This window comes from Methylophilus sp. (assembly GCF_052173275.1).
GTDB lineage: Bacteria > Pseudomonadota > Gammaproteobacteria > Burkholderiales > Methylophilaceae > Methylophilus.
The window spans coordinates 1068220-1083421 of record NZ_JBQMUL010000002.1 but is presented as its reverse complement, the minus strand read 5'-3'; the positions used below and the strand labels follow the sequence as shown (position 1 = coordinate 1083421).

Here is a 15202-nt window from a genome sequence, read left to right as displayed (position 1 = left end):
ACACTTACAACACACTAAAAATAATCAACAAAAAGGGGGAATTATGATCCATAAATTACGTCTGGCGATACGCAATGACCTGGAAGCGCCGGAAGAGTTAAGACGCTTTGGCTCGGGCTGGTTAAGCGGCGTTGCCGCACTGGTGCTTGGCATTGCCAGCCTGTGCCTGCTGCTCGGTGAACGCCTGCAAGGCGTGTTCTCCACCCAGATGCTGGCGCCTTTATATGCTTTGCCGCAATTCACGTTGATCATTCAGGGTTTGCTAGTGCTAAGTTTTCTGCTGGCCTGCACCAACCTGGTGTTACGCAGAAACCGTATTCTGGGTTTTAGCGCTATCCTGCTGGTGCTGGTCACCCTGACCATTGCACAAACACTGGCGGCGCAGGCAGCCCGCACCAGCAGCCTCGCGCTAAGCCTGGACTGGTTTGTGCTCAACATACTCCTGACCGGCTTTTTGTTTATTCCGCTGGAAAAACTGTTTGGCCGTTTGACCCAACAGGCATTGTTCCGGGATGAGTGGCGCGAAGACCTGTTTTATTTTTTGATCAGCAGCGTGTTTGTACAGACGTTGACGCTATTTACCCTGGCGCCTTCGATGACGGTGTTGCACTACACCGGCGACTGGGCAGCATTTAGAGATATCATCGCCAGCCAGCCGCTGTGGCTGCAAGTGATTGAAATCATGTTCCTGACTGATTTTGTCCAATACTGGTTTCATCGTGCGTTTCACCAGGTGCCGTTTTTGTGGGGCTTTCACGCCGTGCATCATTCGGCCAAAAAAATGGATTGGCTGGCCGGTTCGCGCATGCACATTGTGGAGATCATCGGCCTGCGCAGCATGACTGTGATCCCCATGTATGCGCTTGGGTTTGCTGAAGCGGCCTTGCATATCTATATTCTGCTGGTCTACCTGAATGCCACTTTTGTGCACGCCAATGTGCGTTTTAATGTCGAATGGCTGAAGCCGCTGATTGTGACGCCTCGTTTTCACCACTGGCACCATGGCATCGAAAAAGAAGCGATTGACGTGAATTTTGCCATCCACTTTCCGCTATTCGACAGATTATTCGGCACGTATTACATGCCAAAAAACCAGTGGCCTAGCGGTTATGGCATAGGCGGCCATCCAGTCCCCAACGGTTATTGGAAACAATTGCTCTACCCATTTAAAAAGTAATTCTGTGTTGCGCATGATTCTTGCTGCATCAGGTCTATCTGTTTGCAGCAAGAAAGGCCGTATATGTTTCATTTCAATGCAATAAAAGCTGTCCTGTTTGATCTGGATGGTGTCTTGTATATAGGCAATCAGCTGATCCCTGGCGCGCTGGCAGCGGTTGCACAGCTGCGCAAAGCCGGGATTGCGGTGCGCTTTGTCACCAACACCAGCACACTGTCGCTAGCCTCTTTGCAACAAAAGCTGAACCGGCTGGGCTTCAATACGGTGCCTGAAGAAATCATGAGTGCACCACAAGCGACCATCCAGTACTTGAACAAACAGCCTAACCCGGTCTGCAAATTGCTCCTGGCTGAAGACATCAAACAGGATTTTGCCTGTTTTGATCAATCAGAAACGGCTGCCAATTATGTGGTGATTGGTGATATCGGTGACCAATGGTCATATGAATTACTCAATGAAGTGTTTCATTGCCTGGTGAATGGGGCACAGCTGATCGCTATCCATAAAAACCGGTTCTGGCAGACAGAAACCGGTTTGCAAATGGATATTGGTGCGTTCGTCACCGGCCTGGAATATGCCAGCAATACCAAGGCCATGCTCATGGGTAAACCTTCACGGCATTTTTTCAATATTGCGGTGGATGCCTTGCGCCTGAAGCCCTCTGAAGTGATGATGGTTGGCGATGATATTGATGCCGATGTTGGTGGCGCGCAGGATGCCGGCTTACATGGCATTTTGGTGAAAACCGGCAAATACCGTGAAACGTATACGCGTCTTTCAGCGGTGGACCCGGATGCGGTGATCAACTCGGTGGCAGACCTGCCTGCCTTGCTCGGTTGCCTGTCTATAACGCCGCAATAAAAGCAGCAACGCCTCCACTCGCCGTTTATACATGCCACATAGTATAATCGCGGCATGTCTGAATCGAATTCCGTTGGTATTGTAAAAGCGCAGGTGGCGCATTTCAACAAGCCACTCACCTTGCAAAGTGGCGCCATGTTGCCACAATACCATCTTACGTATGAAACCTACGGCGAACTCAACGCGACCAAATCCAATGCGGTGCTGATCTGCCATGCGTTATCGGGCAATCACCATGTGGCCGGGCGTTATAGTGAAGATGATAAATACCCCGGCTGGTGGGATAACCTGATCGGCCCCGGCAGGCCGCTGGATACCAACAAGTTTTTTGTGATTGGCCTGAACAACCTCGGTGGCTGTCATGGCAGTAGCGGGCCTTCCAGCGTTGATCCGCTGACTGACAGGCCTTACAGCGCAACCTTTCCGGTAGTGACGGTGGAGGACTGGGTCGAATCGCAAGCGCGCCTGCTGGACCACCTCGGCATTGAGCAGTTAGCTGCCGTGATCGGCGGCAGCCTGGGCGGCATGCAAGCCCTGCAATGGAATATCGCCTTCCCCGAACGTGTGCGGCATGCGTTTGTGATCGCTTCTGCCCCTAACCTGACCGCGCAAAACATGGCGTTTAATGAAGTCGCGCGCCAGGCCATTATCACCGACCCGGAATTTTACGAAGGCGACTATTACAACCATGGCACGGTGCCGCGCCGTGGTTTGCGTATTGCACGCATGCTGGGCCACATCACTTATCTTTCTGACGATGTCATGGGTGAGAAATTCGGCCGCAAGTTACGCCACGGTGAACTCAAATACAGCTTCGACGTTGAGTTTGAAATGGAATCTTACCTGCGTTACCAGGGCGATAAGTTCGCTGGTGAGTTTGATGCCAATACCTATTTGCGCATGACGCGTGCCCTGGATTATTTTGACCCGGCCAAATCATACGGTGGCGATTTAAGCCAGGCGCTGAGCAAGGCACAAGCGAAATTTATCGTGATCTCATTTACGACCGATTGGCGTTTTTCACCCGGTCGCTCGCGTGAAATCGTGCAGGCATTGCTGGATAACGCCTTGCCGGTCAAATATGCCGAAGTCACCTCGGCGCATGGCCATGATGCATTTTTAATGCCGGACCCCCATTATCACGACATCATGCGTGCCTATTTAGAGCAGGTCAAAGTATGAAAAATGTAGATATTACAAATATTCGACCAGACTTTGCATTAATAACAAACTGGGTACGCTCAAAAACCAAGGTGCTGGACTTGGGTTGTGGCGATGGCACCCTGCTGACCCATTTGCATGAAACACTGGATACCACTGGTTATGGTGTGGAAAAAGACGATGCCAACTGGCTTGCAGCGCTGAAGAATGGCGTGGATGTGATCCAGATGAACCTGGAAGACGGCTTATCCGGCTTTGAAGACCAATCGTTTGATACCGTGATTTTGTCACAAACATTGCAAGCCATGCACAATACCGAAACCATCGTCGAGGAAATGTTGCGCGTGGGCCGCGAAGCGATCGTGACCTTCCCTAACTTTGGCTACTGGCGTAACCGGATGCAAATCACATTTGGCAATATGCCGGTTTCCAAAACACTGCCCTACCAGTGGTATGACACCCCCAATGTGCACTTATGTACCATTCACGATTTTGACCAGTTTTGCAGCGATCATCATATCCAGGTGATTGAACGCAAAGTCATCACCGGTGGCGAAGATGTGCATGTATTACCTAACCTGATGGGTAACCTGGCCATGTACAGACTGAAAAGTGCTGGCATCTAAGCTATAAGCTCCCATGCAGAGGCATTTTTCAAATGCCTCTGACTTAAACCTGACAAGGGCCGCATGATCATTACAGCGCCTTTGCCAGACTTGTTACTCCCTTTGTGTTTACTTAAGTTTTAATTTGCTAACAGTCCGCAGACATTGACATATTTTTTTATCTAATCATAATGATAATCATTCCTATTATCATTTAATCATAGGGATACATGGTTAAAGACGTTTGTGAGTAACGCTGCCAGTTAACAATTTTCTGGCACTTATTAAAGATGCCAGTCATTAATAATTACTCAAAAAGGAAGTTAGTCAAATGAAAGCTAAATATTTAAGCATCGCTATTGGTGCAACCCTGTTTGCAATTGCTGGTCTGGCACAAGCGAACACCACTTACAGCAGTTTTGTTGATGTTGCCAACTCGGTTTCCTTTGACGGCTGGAATCAGCTGAACCGTAACCGCGTGGATGATAATGGTGCCGCTAATCCATTGACAGCCGCTCAACTGGTCGCAGGCACTGCAGGTAACGTTGCAGGCTCTGGTGACGCGACATTGAAATTCCTGACCGGGTCCGGCTCTTATTACCCAGCGGGTGCTGGCTTGTATGGCGACGGAAAACTGACCTTCACAGACAACACCGTTTCCAGCAATATTACTTCTCTGGCATTCCAGGGTATCGTGAATGACTTCAATGCGGCATTTGGTGGTGCGCCATATTCTATTACGCTGGACTACAACGGCGGTAGCCAGGCCATCGCAGCTACATTGGTAAACTTTGTCAGTGCCGGCAATGTCGAAGATTACTACCACTACTCATGGGATTTGAGCGGCATTTCTTCACCGATCACTTCCTACACCTTGAATTTCAGCGCTGGCTTCTCACAAGCCCTGGCGTTCCAGGTGGATCAGGTCGCATCAGCATCTGCAGTGCCTGAAGCTGACAGCTATGCCATGATGTTGCTGGGCCTGGGTGTGATGGGTGCAGTGGTACGCCGTCGCAACAAGTAATTTTAAAAATAACGCCATGAAAAAAGCCCCGACCTGACGTCGGGGCTTTTTATTTGCGGGTGGTCAGGCCAGATCCAAGGTCTTTAAACGGCGATAAAGCGTATTTCTGCTCATGCCCAACTGGCGCGCCACCGCCGAAACATTGCCAGTATGCTGCTGCATTGCCAACCGTATCACTTCATCAGATTGCGCTTTTAAAGTGAGTGCCGGACGAGCAAGCAGCTCACTGCTGGTCACTTCAAGCTCCTCCAGGAAATCCTGCGTGAGATGTGACAAGCTGATGACGGCACCATCTGCCAGCGCGATGGCCGTGCGCAAGACATTATGCAATTGCCGTACGTTGCCAGGCCAGGGGTGGCGGGTAAACAAAGCCATCACTTCTGCGCTGATTTCAGTGTGCGGTGATTGCTCTACCTGCAAAATCAAGCTGATCAGGCGCGACAAATCCTGGCGCTGGCTTAAGGATGGCAACTGCACTGCCAGGCCATTGATGCGGTAATACAAATCACTGCGAAACGTACCGGCTGCGACTTTATCTTTCAATTTCTGGTTGGTGGCGCTGATCAGCATAAAGTTAACCGGAATAGATTTACTGGCACCTAACGGCGTCACGCAGCGCTCTTGCAACACGCGTAACAGGCGCGCCTGCAAAGACAGTGGCATATCGCCGATTTCATCCAGGAACAAAGTACCGCCATCCGCCTGCTGGATCTTGCCGTGGTTGCCTTTGCGCTTGGCACCGGTATAAGCACCTTCTTCATAGCCGAATAACTCCGCTTCAATGAGCCCCTCTGGCAAAGCGGCGCAATTGACTGCGATAAAAGGCTGATGACGGCGATTGCTGGCATCGTGAATGGCGCGCGAGAACAATTCTTTGCCAGCGCCGGTGTCGCCGAGCACCAGCATGGGGATGTCACGATTTAAGACTTGTCTGACCTGGGTGATGGCCTGTTTCAGTTGCGGGTCGCCGGTATCCAGCATTTCCAGGCTGGCAGCGGATTCGCGTGTTTGCGGCACACTGGGCCGCACAGGCGCATTATTTTTCACCGATGCGCGTGCAAACAGGCGGGCGCCGTTACGCAATTGCAATGGGAACAACACATCACTGCCCTGGCTGCGGTGCTTGAATGCGCTCCAGGATTCATCGAACACATCCTCAAAAAGCACACGACGATTGGCCAGCACATCCTCATCCAGCGGCAACCCGAACTGGAACTGGCCACTGCGGTTGATGGCTAGCAACTGGCCATCACTGCCAAATAGCGCCAGGCCTTCCCACAAGGTGCCGATAAACTCGGCACGCGCATGAAAGTGCACGCCGATATCGCCTTGTGCCGTGGCATGGAACAAGCGGTTCTCCACCATTTGTGCAGCCATTTTGACCAGGGCCAGCGTGTGTTGCTGTGGTTGGTTCAAGTCATTAGACACATCCAGCGTAGCCACCAGCTGATTATTAGCGGCAAAGATAGGCACTGCCGAACAACTGAGTGAATGGTGATAAGCCATAAAGTGTTCAGCCCCCTGCACGCTGATAGGCGCGCGCTCCACCAGCGCAGTGCCTATGGCGTTGGTGCCTCTGTGTTCTTCACTCCATGAGGCGCCGGGTAACAATGATGCCCGAATGTCGCCTTGCTCCACGCCTTCGCCCATGGTGCGCAAGATCACGCCATCGTTATCAGTCAGAATCACCAGGCTACGCGTATGCGCGATCTGCCCGCTCAGGGTCAGCATCTCGGGTTCGGCATGGGTGAGCAGCAAGCGGTTTTTCTCCAGCCGCTGCGTCAATTCCTGTGCCGTGATGATCTGGTCATGCGCGGGTGCTTGCTCATCCACCCCTTTGACCATACAACGCCGCCAGGAGCGTTCGATCGCTTCGGCAATCGCCAATTGATCATCGCGCATGGCTGGCAATGAAGTTTGCGAGGAGGCTGTAGAAAACTTGGACATGACCGTTGGCACACCTGTATCACGGGATTGAACAACTGTACCGATCTGGCACAACACTGAACAGTTTTCACTGTTGCAATGTGCAATGCCTAGCCTGGTACCAATAAATAACCGTTTGATTTTAATTCATTTTTTTCATTCACCCAAATAAAACGCATTGTTGGCACAGGCGTTGCAATCATTGCCCTGCGGGTAGCAAAAGAAGCTTTTGTTTACTGGCGTGCAAGTCACTTATTCCAGCTTCAAACACACCATTTTTGGAGGTATGTATGCAACACCAAATCAAGCTCGCCATCACTGCAATGATGCTAGCCGGCATAAGCACCAGCGCATGGGCCAATGCAGAGTTGGATGCTCTAATGAAGGACGATAACCAATGGGCCATGGCGCGTAAAGATTATGCGAATCAGGGCTATAGCAAATTGTCGCAGATTAATAAAAGCAATATCAAAAACCTGAAATACGCATGGTCTTTTGCCACTGGCGTGAACCGCGGGCATGAAGGTGCGCCGCTGGTGATCGGCAATACCATGTTTATCCACACGGCGTTTCCTAACAACGTGTATGCCCTGAACCTGGACGACAACCAGAAGATATTATGGTCTTATTTCCCCAAGCAGGATCCGGATGTGCAATCTGTCTTGTGTTGCGACAACGTGAACAAAGGCCTGGGTTACGGCGACGGCAAGATTTTCCTGCAACAGAATAACGGCGTGCTGGTAGCGCTGGATGCGAAAACCGGTGCCAAATTATGGGACGTCAAAGTTAACGACCCGAAAACGGGCGCGGCCAATACCAATGTGCCACACGTGTTTAAAGACAAAGTAGTGACCGGCTGTTCAGGCGGCGAATTCGGCGTGCGTTGCCATATTTCTGCCTACAGCATCAAGGATGGCAGCCTGTTGTGGAAAGCCTACAGCACCGGCCCGGACAGCGAAATGCTGATAGGCAAAGACTTTAACAAAGAGAACCCGCATTACAGCGCTTTGTCGGTTTATCAGGATGTGAACGGCGGTAATAAAGAGGGCGGTTCTTTCAAGCCGCTGGATAAATCACAATTGAAATACCCTGAAGCTGACCTCGGTGTACGCACCTGGCTGAAACCGCAACAGCAAAAAGATGGCTGGCAAAACGGTGGCGGCCCGACCTGGGGCTGGTATTCCTATGACCCGAAATTGAACCTGATGTATTACGGCACCGGCAACCCTGGTACCTGGAACCCGGATGTACGTCCTGGCGACAACAAGTGGTCAATGACGATTTTTGCTCGTGACCTCGATACTGGCATGGCGCGCTGGGCTTACCAGATGACTCCGCATGACGAGTGGGATTATGACGGCATGAACGAAATCATTCTGTGGGAAGCCAATGGCAAGCAACTGGCCTCACATTTTGACCGTAACGGCTTTGGCTATACCTTTGACCGCACCAACGGCAGCCTGCTGGTCGCAGAAAAAATGCATCCTTTCGTCAACTGGGCCAGCAAGATCGACCTCAAAACCGGCATCCCGGTCAAAGACGCCAAATATTCAACGCACCAGGATTACAACGCACATGGTATTTGCCCTTCTGCACTGGGTGTGAAAGATGAGCAACCGGCCGCTTACTCACCGAAAAACAAAATGTTCTACGTGCCGCTTAACCACGTATGCATGACCTATGAACCGGTTGAATCCAAATACGTGGCAGGCCAGCCCTGGGTAGGGGCGACCTTGACCATGTTTGCCGGACCTGACGGTGTGATGGGCGGCTTTATGGCGTGGGATGCATTAAAAGGCAAAGCACAGTGGTATAACAAAGAGAAATTCTCTGCCTGGGGCGGTGCGCTGGTGACAGCTTCTGACCTGGTGTTCTACGGCACGCTGGATCGCTGGGTAAAAGCACTCGACGCCAAAACCGGCAAAGAGCTCTGGAAATTCCAGGTCGGTTCCGGCGTGGTAGGCAACGTCATGACCTACGGCCATAAAGGCAAACAATACGTGGGGGTATTGTCAGGCATAGGTGGCTGGGCAGGGGTAGCGATGAACCTAGGCCTGACCAACGAAACTGATGGCCTCGGCGCTGCTGGCGGCTACAAAGAACTGACCAAGTACAACGCCGCACCTGGTGGCGGTGGCATGAACGTGTTCAGTTTATAAATAGATACTCAAGGAACCTCTATGACCAAATTAGAAATCTTAATCACAGGCGCTTTGCTTGCCACGGCGACGACAGCCATGGCCGCGCCGACCGCAGAAGCACTCGCGCAAAAAAGTAATTGTTTGATGTGCCACGGAGTGGATAAAAAAATCCTCGGGCCGGCTTATAAAGATGTCGCCGCGAAATATAAGGGTGATAAAACAGCGGAAGCAAAACTGATACAGAAAGTCAAAACTGGCGGTAGCGGGGCGTGGGGCGATATGCCTATGCCGCCAAACAGCCCGCAAGTGAAAGACGAGGACATTAAAACCCTGGTCCAGTGGATCTTAAGTTTGTAGTGCCCGTAAGTGATACCCGCTAATTAAACCCTTCGTTAAACCATTAGTGACACCGTTTGATCTCCGAGTGTGCCAACCCGCAAGGGTTGGCTTTTTTTTGCCCGGCCAGCGGTGGCCAAATAAAAGCGATTACAATGCTGGCATGACCATTGCAAAAACGCTATTCAACCGCCGCATGCTGATGTGTGTGGCGCTGGGCTTCAGTTCCGGCCTGCCACTTTATCTTTTATTGCAGCTATTACCGGCCTGGTTGCGTAGCGAGGGTCTCAACCTCAAAACCATCGCCGCTTTTGCTTTTATGCAACTGCCCTATACCTGGAAGTTCTTGTGGGCACCCCTGATGGACAGGTACACATTGCTGGCCAGATTTGGCCGCAGGCGCAGCTGGATACTGGCGACACAATTGGCGTTATTCTTCAGCATAGTGGGTCTAGGCATGTGCCAGCCGCAACTGGATATTTCCACCGTGGCCCTGCTCGCAACCCTGGTGGCCTTATTCTCCGCCAGCCAGGATATCGTCATTGATGCCTACCGCCGCGAAATACTCAGCGATGAAGAGCTGGGCCTGGGCAACAGCATACACGTCAACGCTTACCGCATCGCCGGATTGGTACCAGGCTCACTGGCACTGATCTTGGCTGACCATATGGCCTGGTCACAAGTATTTTTAATTGTTGGTTTATTCATGCTGCCAGGCATTGGCTTCACCTTATGGTCGCAAGAACCTGCCGCCCCCAGCATTCCCAAAACGTTACTGCAATCAGTGGTAGAGCCCTTTAAGGAATTCATGCAGCGCAATGGCTGGCAATACGCGCTATGGGTATTGCTGTTTATCCTGCTATACAAACTGGGCGACAGCATGGCTACCGCGCTGGCTACGCCGTTTTATATCGATATGGGCTTTAGCAAAACCGATATCGGCGCGATTGCCAAAGGCAGTGGCCTGGTCATGCAGATCGCCGGTGCCTTTGTCGGCGGCTTGTGGATGCTCAAACTGGGGATTAATCGTGGCTTATGGATCTTTGGCGTGGTACAGGCATTATCCATTTTGGGCTTTGCCTGGCTGGCGCACAGCGGCCCGTTTACCGAGATCGGCGCGGCTGAACGCAGCATGCTGGCCATTGTGATTGGCGCAGAAGCCTTTGGCATTGGTTTGGGCACCGCTGCTTACGTGGCATATATGGCGCGTGAAACCAACCCGGCCTATACCGCAACCCAACTGGCATTATTTACCAGCTTGTCTGCAGTCCCGCGCTCAATATTTAATGCGTTGACGGGTGGCATGGTGGAGAGCCTGGGCTGGGAACAGTTTTTTTATGTGTGTACCTTATTGGCGATCCCGGGGATGGTGTTGTTGTTTAAGGTGGCACCGTGGCGAGAGCGTTAACGGCTCTTGTTTGAATCAACAGCTGGCTTATGGGCAAAGGGCGAGCGCGACAACAAGCGCAAGCCAGGATGTCTTGTTCTTTGCTTTCCTGCTTGTGGGCAAGCGTCAGAAAGAGGGTCGCCTGGAGATGGAAAGAAACGTTACAATCTCTAAAAATTTACGCAAAAGATGCTTTAACCATGAGCACAAATAAAAATTTAACTGCATAGGAGCCACAATGGGATTATTCGACAATATAGCCGGTGCCATGATGAACAAAGTCATGGGCGACAAAGCCCCGATGGCAAAACTGGCGATGGAGCTGTTCCAGCAATACGGTGGTTTGCCCGGCATTCTGCAAACCCTGAAAAATGGTGGTTTGAGCGAGCAAGTCGATTCCTGGGTAGGTACCGGGGCAAATGCGCATGTCTCTGCCCAACAGATAGGTGCCGCATTGGGCACTAGCGTATTAACCGGCATCGCGGCCAAGCTGGAGATGAGCAATCAAGAGCTTACGGCCAAGATTGCGGAATATATCCCGGATGTCGTTGATCAATTGACGCCAAACGGTGCGGTGGAGAATAATCCGGCGCTGATCATGTCCAGATTAATGGGCATGCTTAAACAAAAATAGCGAGCCTCAGCCCGCTATTTGCACGGCAGCTTTTACACAATGCAGTACTGTGCGCGATACTGCTGGATGGCCGGGAAATATTGCGCCAGGCTCTCGTTGCCTTGCAGATACGCAAACAGATCAGCCAGTTTGGCAATGCTCACTACCGGCATCTGGTTGGTTTGCTCTACTTCCTGTACCGCCGATAATTCGCCCAGGCCTTTTTCCTGCCGGTCTAAAGCAATGCTGACGCCGCAAGGGATCGCGCCCGCCTGGCGTATCATTTCTACCGATTCACGGATAGAAGTTCCGGCAGAGATCACATCATCGATAATCAACACGCGGCCTTTGAGTGGCGCACCCACCAGCGTGCCGCCTTCACCGTGATCTTTGGCTTCTTTGCGGTTATAGGCATAGGGGAGATTCTGCCCCATGCGCGCAAACGCGATACTGATCGCCGACACCAGCGGAATGCCTTTATAGGCCGGGCCAAATAGCATATCGAATTGCAAGCCAGACTGTAGAATACTGTGTGCGTAGAATTCACCCAGTTTGAGCAGGCTTTCACCATCATCAAACAGGCCGGCATTAAAAAAATACGGGCTTAAACGACCGGCTTTGGTCTTGAATTCCCCAAAACGTAACACCTGTTTGTGGATGGAAAAAGTAATAAAATCGGCACTGATTGGTTTTGCAGTCATTTGAGAAAAACAGAAAGAATTTGAACAATGCGTATTATAACCTTGAACCTGAATGGCATACGGTCAGCCTGCAACAAAGGCTTTTTGCCATGGCTGGCGGCCAGCCAGGCTGATATCGTCTGTTTGCAGGAGCTCAAAGCCCAGGCGGCGGATATGCAGCCGGAAATGCTGCAACCGCCCGGCTATCACGGCTACTTTCACTATGCCGAAAAAAAGGGCTATAGCGGGGTCGGCATTTACAGCAAACAGCCAGCGGATAAAGTCATTATCGGCTTGGGCCATGCGCATATTGACGCTGAAGGCCGTTACCTGGAATGCCAGTATGGCAACCTGAGTGTGGTGTCTTTGTACCTGCCCAGCGGTTCCAGCGGAGAAGAACGTCAGCAATTCAAGTTTCAGGTGCTGGCGTTATTTCTGCCGCATCTGGAGCAGCTGGTTGCCGGAGGCCGCGAGGTGGTGATTTGTGGTGACTGGAATATCGCGCACCAGGAAATAGACCTGAAGAATTACAAAGGCAATCGCAAAAACTCCGGCTTTTTGCCTGAAGAACGTGCGTGGATGACTGATATCCTGAGTCGTGTCGGCTGGGTAGATGTGTATCGCACCTTACACCCGGAAACCACTGATGAATGTTATACCTGGTGGAGTAACCGCGGCCAGGCCTGGGCGAAAAATGTAGGCTGGCGTATCGATTACCAGCTTGCCACACAGGCATTGGCGCAGCGGGCAACGGCGGTAAGCGTCTATAAAGCAGAACGCTTCAGCGACCACGCGCCATTGATTGTCGATTACCAGGACTGACACCAGCTTGCTGGTTTAAAGAGTGACTATGCATAAACAGCAAAGCGTATGGCCTATCATTATCGCCGCCGCTGCCATCCTGGCAGTCACCATGGGTATACGCCAATCCTTAGGCCTGTTTGTCTCGCCACTCAACAGCAGCACCGGGCTGGGCATCGTCACCATCAGCTTTGCCATGGCCATTGCCCAGTTTGCCTGGGGCTTGGCGCAACCCTTATTCGGCATGCTGGCTGACCGGGTCGGCTCATTCAAAGTAATTGTGATCGGCACTCTGCTCATGGCCGCCGGGCTTGCCGTGACACCCTTTGTCAGCTCTGAATTCGGCCTGGTATTTTCTATCGGCATCCTGACGGCGGTGGGCGCAGGGGCAGGCAGCTTCTCTATCCTGATCGGCGCTGTAGCGGCGCGCTTGCCCGCCGAACGTCGTTCTTTTGCGGCCGGATTTATTAATGCCGGCGGCTCGTTCGGGCAATTTATATTTGCACCGATGGCGCAGGCACTCATTCATTCTTTTAACTGGATCAATGCGCTGCTGATCCTGGCATTCACCTCCTTAAGCAGTATTTTTCTGGCGCTACCGCTGCGAAAAAACCAGTCTGCTATTGCACCAAACGCTGCTAAGGCGCCAGAAACGATCACCCTCAGGCAACAAATACGCATCGCCTTTAAAGATCGCAGTTATCTTTGCCTGCATGCCGGATTTTTTACCTGCGGTTTCCATATTGCCTTCCTGGTCACGCATTTGCCCGGGGAAGTGAATATTTGTGGGCTGGCACCAGCAGTGGGCGCCACCTCACTGGCGATCATAGGCCTGGCCAATGTGGTGGGCAGTTTATACGCCGGATGGCTGGGGCAAACCAGGCGCATGAAAATGATCCTGTTCTGGATGTACGCATCGCGTGCCGTGGCGGTGGGCATCTATCTGGCAGCGCCAAAAACGGAATGGACGTTTTATGTGTTTGCGGCGGTGCTTGGGTTCACCTGGCTCTCTACAGTGCCGCCTACTGCGGGGCTCGTGGGTAAGCTATTTGGTCCGCGATATTTAGCCACTTTGTTTGGATTGACTTTACTGAGCCACCAGATCGGCGGCTTTTTTGGCGCCTGGTTGGGCGGGCTGGTGTTTTATGCCAATGGGGATTATCAATGGATGTGGGTGGGGGATATGGTGCTGGCTACACTGGCTGCCGTGGTTAACTTGCCAATCAGGGAGGCTAAGCCTGGTGCGGAATGAGGGTGCTTGAATGAGGGTTCTTGGATGAGAAGTGAACGAGTTTTTACGCAATGCTGTAGCGTTGCTTTTCGCCCCTTGCAAATCTCATCAGCAAGCCATCAGTCATCAAAACTTCTCATTCGCCGCTAAATACCGCCACTGCCCCGCCGGTAATTTCCCCAAATTAATCCGCCCGATACGAATGCGCTTCAAGCCTACCACCTTCAGCCCCACCAGCTCACACATCCTGCGGATCTGCCGTTTGCGCCCTTCGCGCAACACGAAGCGCAACTGATCCTCATTCTGCCAGGAGACTTTGGCCGGTTTGAGCTGTACACCATCCAGGCTCAGTCCATGATTCAATTTTGCCATACCATTGGCACTCAGCTCACCCTCAACTCGCACCAGGTATTCTTTTTCTGTGCTGGAATCATCCCCGATCAAGACGCGCGCAATACGCCCGTCTTGCGTCAGCACCAGCAAGCCGGTGGAATCGATATCCAGGCGTCCGGCAGGCGCCAGACCATGGAAAATACCGCGATGGAATGTTTTTTGGGTAGGGTCTTCTGACCACTGGTTTTCAGGTTTCACCAAAACCACTGCTGGCTCATAGCCGTCTTCCGCCTGGCCGCTGACATAGCCTACCGGCTTGTGCAGCAGGATGGTGACGTTTTCGGCCTGGTATTCTTTGGCGTAGGTGCTGATAATGATCTCGGCATCCACGTCTATGCGGGTGCCCAGGGTTTCGATAATCTCGCCATTGACCTTGACCCAGCCGTTGACGATCCAGTCGTCGGCTTCGCGGCGGGAACACAGGCCGCGGTCCGCCATCACCTTGGAGAGGCGCGGTTGCGCATCCGGATCCGTTGGCGCAATCGGGCGTCTTGGCGACGCATCATCACGCCGCACAGAACGATCGGCGCTATATTCTTTGTGAGTATCCTGCTGTGAGCCATAGCGAGAGTCGTTTCGTGGCTCTCTGCGTGGCTCATTGCGTGAGTCTTTACGCGCATAGGGTTTATCGCCTGGCTTGCCCTCATGCCTGCTGCGCTCCTGACGCGCAGGTTTTTCTGCGTAAGCTTTTTTGGCAGCTGCAGGCTCTTTCTCAACGACTTTAGGAGCTGGTTTAGGCGGCGGTTGTGTGCGGTCACGCAGCGTCGATGAGATGCGGCGCACCGGTTTGCTGCGTTTTGACGTTTCGTCACCGTCGGCAGGGGGTTTATTCAGTTTGATTGTACTCAAGATGCGGGTCCCGGCTT

General features: G+C 52.2%; 14 protein-coding genes. 11 read left to right on the top strand and 3 right to left on the bottom strand.

Annotation, left to right across the window (positions count from 1 at the left end):
* The first annotated feature begins 43 nt into the window (after positions 1-43).
* The 5 genes from ACTS9Y_RS06635 (at position 44) to ACTS9Y_RS06615 (ending at position 4828) form a co-directional block, all read left to right on the top strand.
* Positions 44-1177 (top strand): sterol desaturase family protein, encoded by a 1134-nt coding sequence (locus ACTS9Y_RS06635; protein ID WP_442585178.1) that lies wholly within the window; start codon positions 44-46, stop codon positions 1175-1177.
* 63 nt (positions 1178-1240) lie between these two features.
* Positions 1241-2038 carry a TIGR01458 family HAD-type hydrolase gene (locus ACTS9Y_RS06630; RefSeq protein ID WP_442585177.1) on the top strand — a complete coding sequence of 266 codons (798 nt, stop codon included), beginning with the start codon at positions 1241-1243 and terminating at the stop codon, positions 2036-2038.
* 54 nt (positions 2039-2092) lie between these two features.
* Positions 2093-3220, top strand: a complete 1128-nt coding sequence (gene metX, locus ACTS9Y_RS06625; RefSeq protein ID WP_442585176.1) for a homoserine O-succinyltransferase MetX — start codon at positions 2093-2095, stop codon at positions 3218-3220.
* Entirely contained in the window at positions 3217-3825 is a 609-nt protein-coding gene (gene metW / locus ACTS9Y_RS06620) for a methionine biosynthesis protein MetW (RefSeq protein ID WP_442585175.1), read from the top strand. Before metX ends, metW begins: the two co-directional genes overlap by 4 nt.
* A 310-nt stretch (positions 3826-4135) precedes the next feature.
* Entirely contained in the window at positions 4136-4828 is a 693-nt protein-coding gene (locus ACTS9Y_RS06615) for a PEP-CTERM sorting domain-containing protein (RefSeq protein WP_442585174.1), read from the top strand.
* Between the two features lie 63 nt (positions 4829-4891).
* Here the strand turns inward: ACTS9Y_RS06615 and ACTS9Y_RS06610 are convergent, their stop codons facing one another.
* Positions 4892-6775: a sigma-54-dependent Fis family transcriptional regulator gene (locus ACTS9Y_RS06610; RefSeq protein ID WP_442585173.1), complete on the bottom strand. Its 1884-nt coding sequence runs from the start codon at positions 6773-6775 to the stop codon at positions 4892-4894.
* Between the two features lie 269 nt (positions 6776-7044).
* On the opposite strand from ACTS9Y_RS06610, the gene ACTS9Y_RS06605 reads away from it, so the two are divergent.
* The 4 genes from ACTS9Y_RS06605 to ACTS9Y_RS06590 all read left to right on the top strand — a co-directional run bounded on the left by ACTS9Y_RS06605 (position 7045) and on the right by ACTS9Y_RS06590 (position 11252).
* Positions 7045-8913 carry a methanol/ethanol family PQQ-dependent dehydrogenase gene (locus ACTS9Y_RS06605; RefSeq protein WP_442585172.1) on the top strand — a complete coding sequence of 623 codons (1869 nt, stop codon included), beginning with the start codon at positions 7045-7047 and terminating at the stop codon, positions 8911-8913.
* Positions 8914-8991: 78 nt separating this feature from the next.
* Positions 8992-9252, top strand: a complete 261-nt coding sequence (locus ACTS9Y_RS06600) for a c-type cytochrome (RefSeq protein WP_442586913.1) — start codon at positions 8992-8994, stop codon at positions 9250-9252.
* A gap of 142 nt (positions 9253-9394) precedes the next feature.
* Positions 9395-10639: an AmpG family muropeptide MFS transporter gene (locus ACTS9Y_RS06595; protein ID WP_442585171.1), complete on the top strand. Its 1245-nt coding sequence runs from the start codon at positions 9395-9397 to the stop codon at positions 10637-10639.
* 217 nt (positions 10640-10856) lie between these two features.
* A complete protein-coding gene (locus ACTS9Y_RS06590; RefSeq protein ID WP_442585170.1) occupies positions 10857-11252 on the top strand; it encodes a YidB family protein in 396 nt (131 codons plus the stop codon).
* Positions 11253-11284: 32 nt separating this feature from the next.
* Here ACTS9Y_RS06590 and pyrE read toward each other — a convergent pair whose 3' ends face one another.
* Positions 11285-11932, bottom strand: coding sequence for an orotate phosphoribosyltransferase (gene pyrE, locus ACTS9Y_RS06585; protein ID WP_442585169.1), 648 nt, complete (start codon positions 11930-11932; stop codon positions 11285-11287).
* A 27-nt stretch (positions 11933-11959) separates the two neighbouring features.
* Between pyrE and ACTS9Y_RS06580 the strand changes: the two genes are divergently transcribed.
* Positions 11960-12733, top strand: a complete 774-nt coding sequence (locus ACTS9Y_RS06580) for an exodeoxyribonuclease III (RefSeq protein ID WP_442585168.1) — start codon at positions 11960-11962, stop codon at positions 12731-12733.
* A gap of 28 nt (positions 12734-12761) precedes the next feature.
* Positions 12762-13964 carry an MFS transporter gene (locus ACTS9Y_RS06575; RefSeq protein ID WP_442585167.1) on the top strand — a complete coding sequence of 401 codons (1203 nt, stop codon included), beginning with the start codon at positions 12762-12764 and terminating at the stop codon, positions 13962-13964.
* 105 nt (positions 13965-14069) lie between these two features.
* On the opposite strand, the gene ACTS9Y_RS06570 is transcribed toward ACTS9Y_RS06575, so the two are convergent.
* Positions 14070-15185, bottom strand: coding sequence for a pseudouridine synthase (locus ACTS9Y_RS06570; protein ID WP_442585166.1), 1116 nt, complete (start codon positions 15183-15185; stop codon positions 14070-14072).
* Positions 15186-15202: the final 17 nt, after the last annotated feature.

What these genes read in the sequence shown, in the direction of transcription:
- ACTS9Y_RS06635 (WP_442585178.1), top strand. Translation starts at nt 44, where the DNA reads ATGATCCATAAATTACGTCTGGCGATACGCAATGACCTGGAAGCGCCG.
- ACTS9Y_RS06630 (WP_442585177.1), top strand. Translation starts at nt 1,241, where the DNA reads ATGTTTCATTTCAATGCAATAAAAGCTGTCCTGTTTGATCTGGATGGT.
- metX (WP_442585176.1), top strand. Translation starts at nt 2,093, where the DNA reads ATGTCTGAATCGAATTCCGTTGGTATTGTAAAAGCGCAGGTGGCGCAT.
- metW (WP_442585175.1), top strand. Translation starts at nt 3,217, where the DNA reads ATGAAAAATGTAGATATTACAAATATTCGACCAGACTTTGCATTAATA.
- ACTS9Y_RS06615 (WP_442585174.1), top strand. Translation starts at nt 4,136, where the DNA reads ATGAAAGCTAAATATTTAAGCATCGCTATTGGTGCAACCCTGTTTGCA.
- ACTS9Y_RS06610 (WP_442585173.1), bottom strand. Translation starts at nt 6,775, where the DNA reads ATGTCCAAGTTTTCTACAGCCTCCTCGCAAACTTCATTGCCAGCCATG.
- ACTS9Y_RS06605 (WP_442585172.1), top strand. Translation starts at nt 7,045, where the DNA reads ATGCAACACCAAATCAAGCTCGCCATCACTGCAATGATGCTAGCCGGC.
- ACTS9Y_RS06600 (WP_442586913.1), top strand. Translation starts at nt 8,992, where the DNA reads ATGGCCGCGCCGACCGCAGAAGCACTCGCGCAAAAAAGTAATTGTTTG.
- ACTS9Y_RS06595 (WP_442585171.1), top strand. Translation starts at nt 9,395, where the DNA reads ATGACCATTGCAAAAACGCTATTCAACCGCCGCATGCTGATGTGTGTG.
- ACTS9Y_RS06590 (WP_442585170.1), top strand. Translation starts at nt 10,857, where the DNA reads ATGGGATTATTCGACAATATAGCCGGTGCCATGATGAACAAAGTCATG.
- pyrE (WP_442585169.1), bottom strand. Translation starts at nt 11,932, where the DNA reads ATGACTGCAAAACCAATCAGTGCCGATTTTATTACTTTTTCCATCCAC.
- ACTS9Y_RS06580 (WP_442585168.1), top strand. Translation starts at nt 11,960, where the DNA reads ATGCGTATTATAACCTTGAACCTGAATGGCATACGGTCAGCCTGCAAC.
- ACTS9Y_RS06575 (WP_442585167.1), top strand. Translation starts at nt 12,762, where the DNA reads ATGCATAAACAGCAAAGCGTATGGCCTATCATTATCGCCGCCGCTGCC.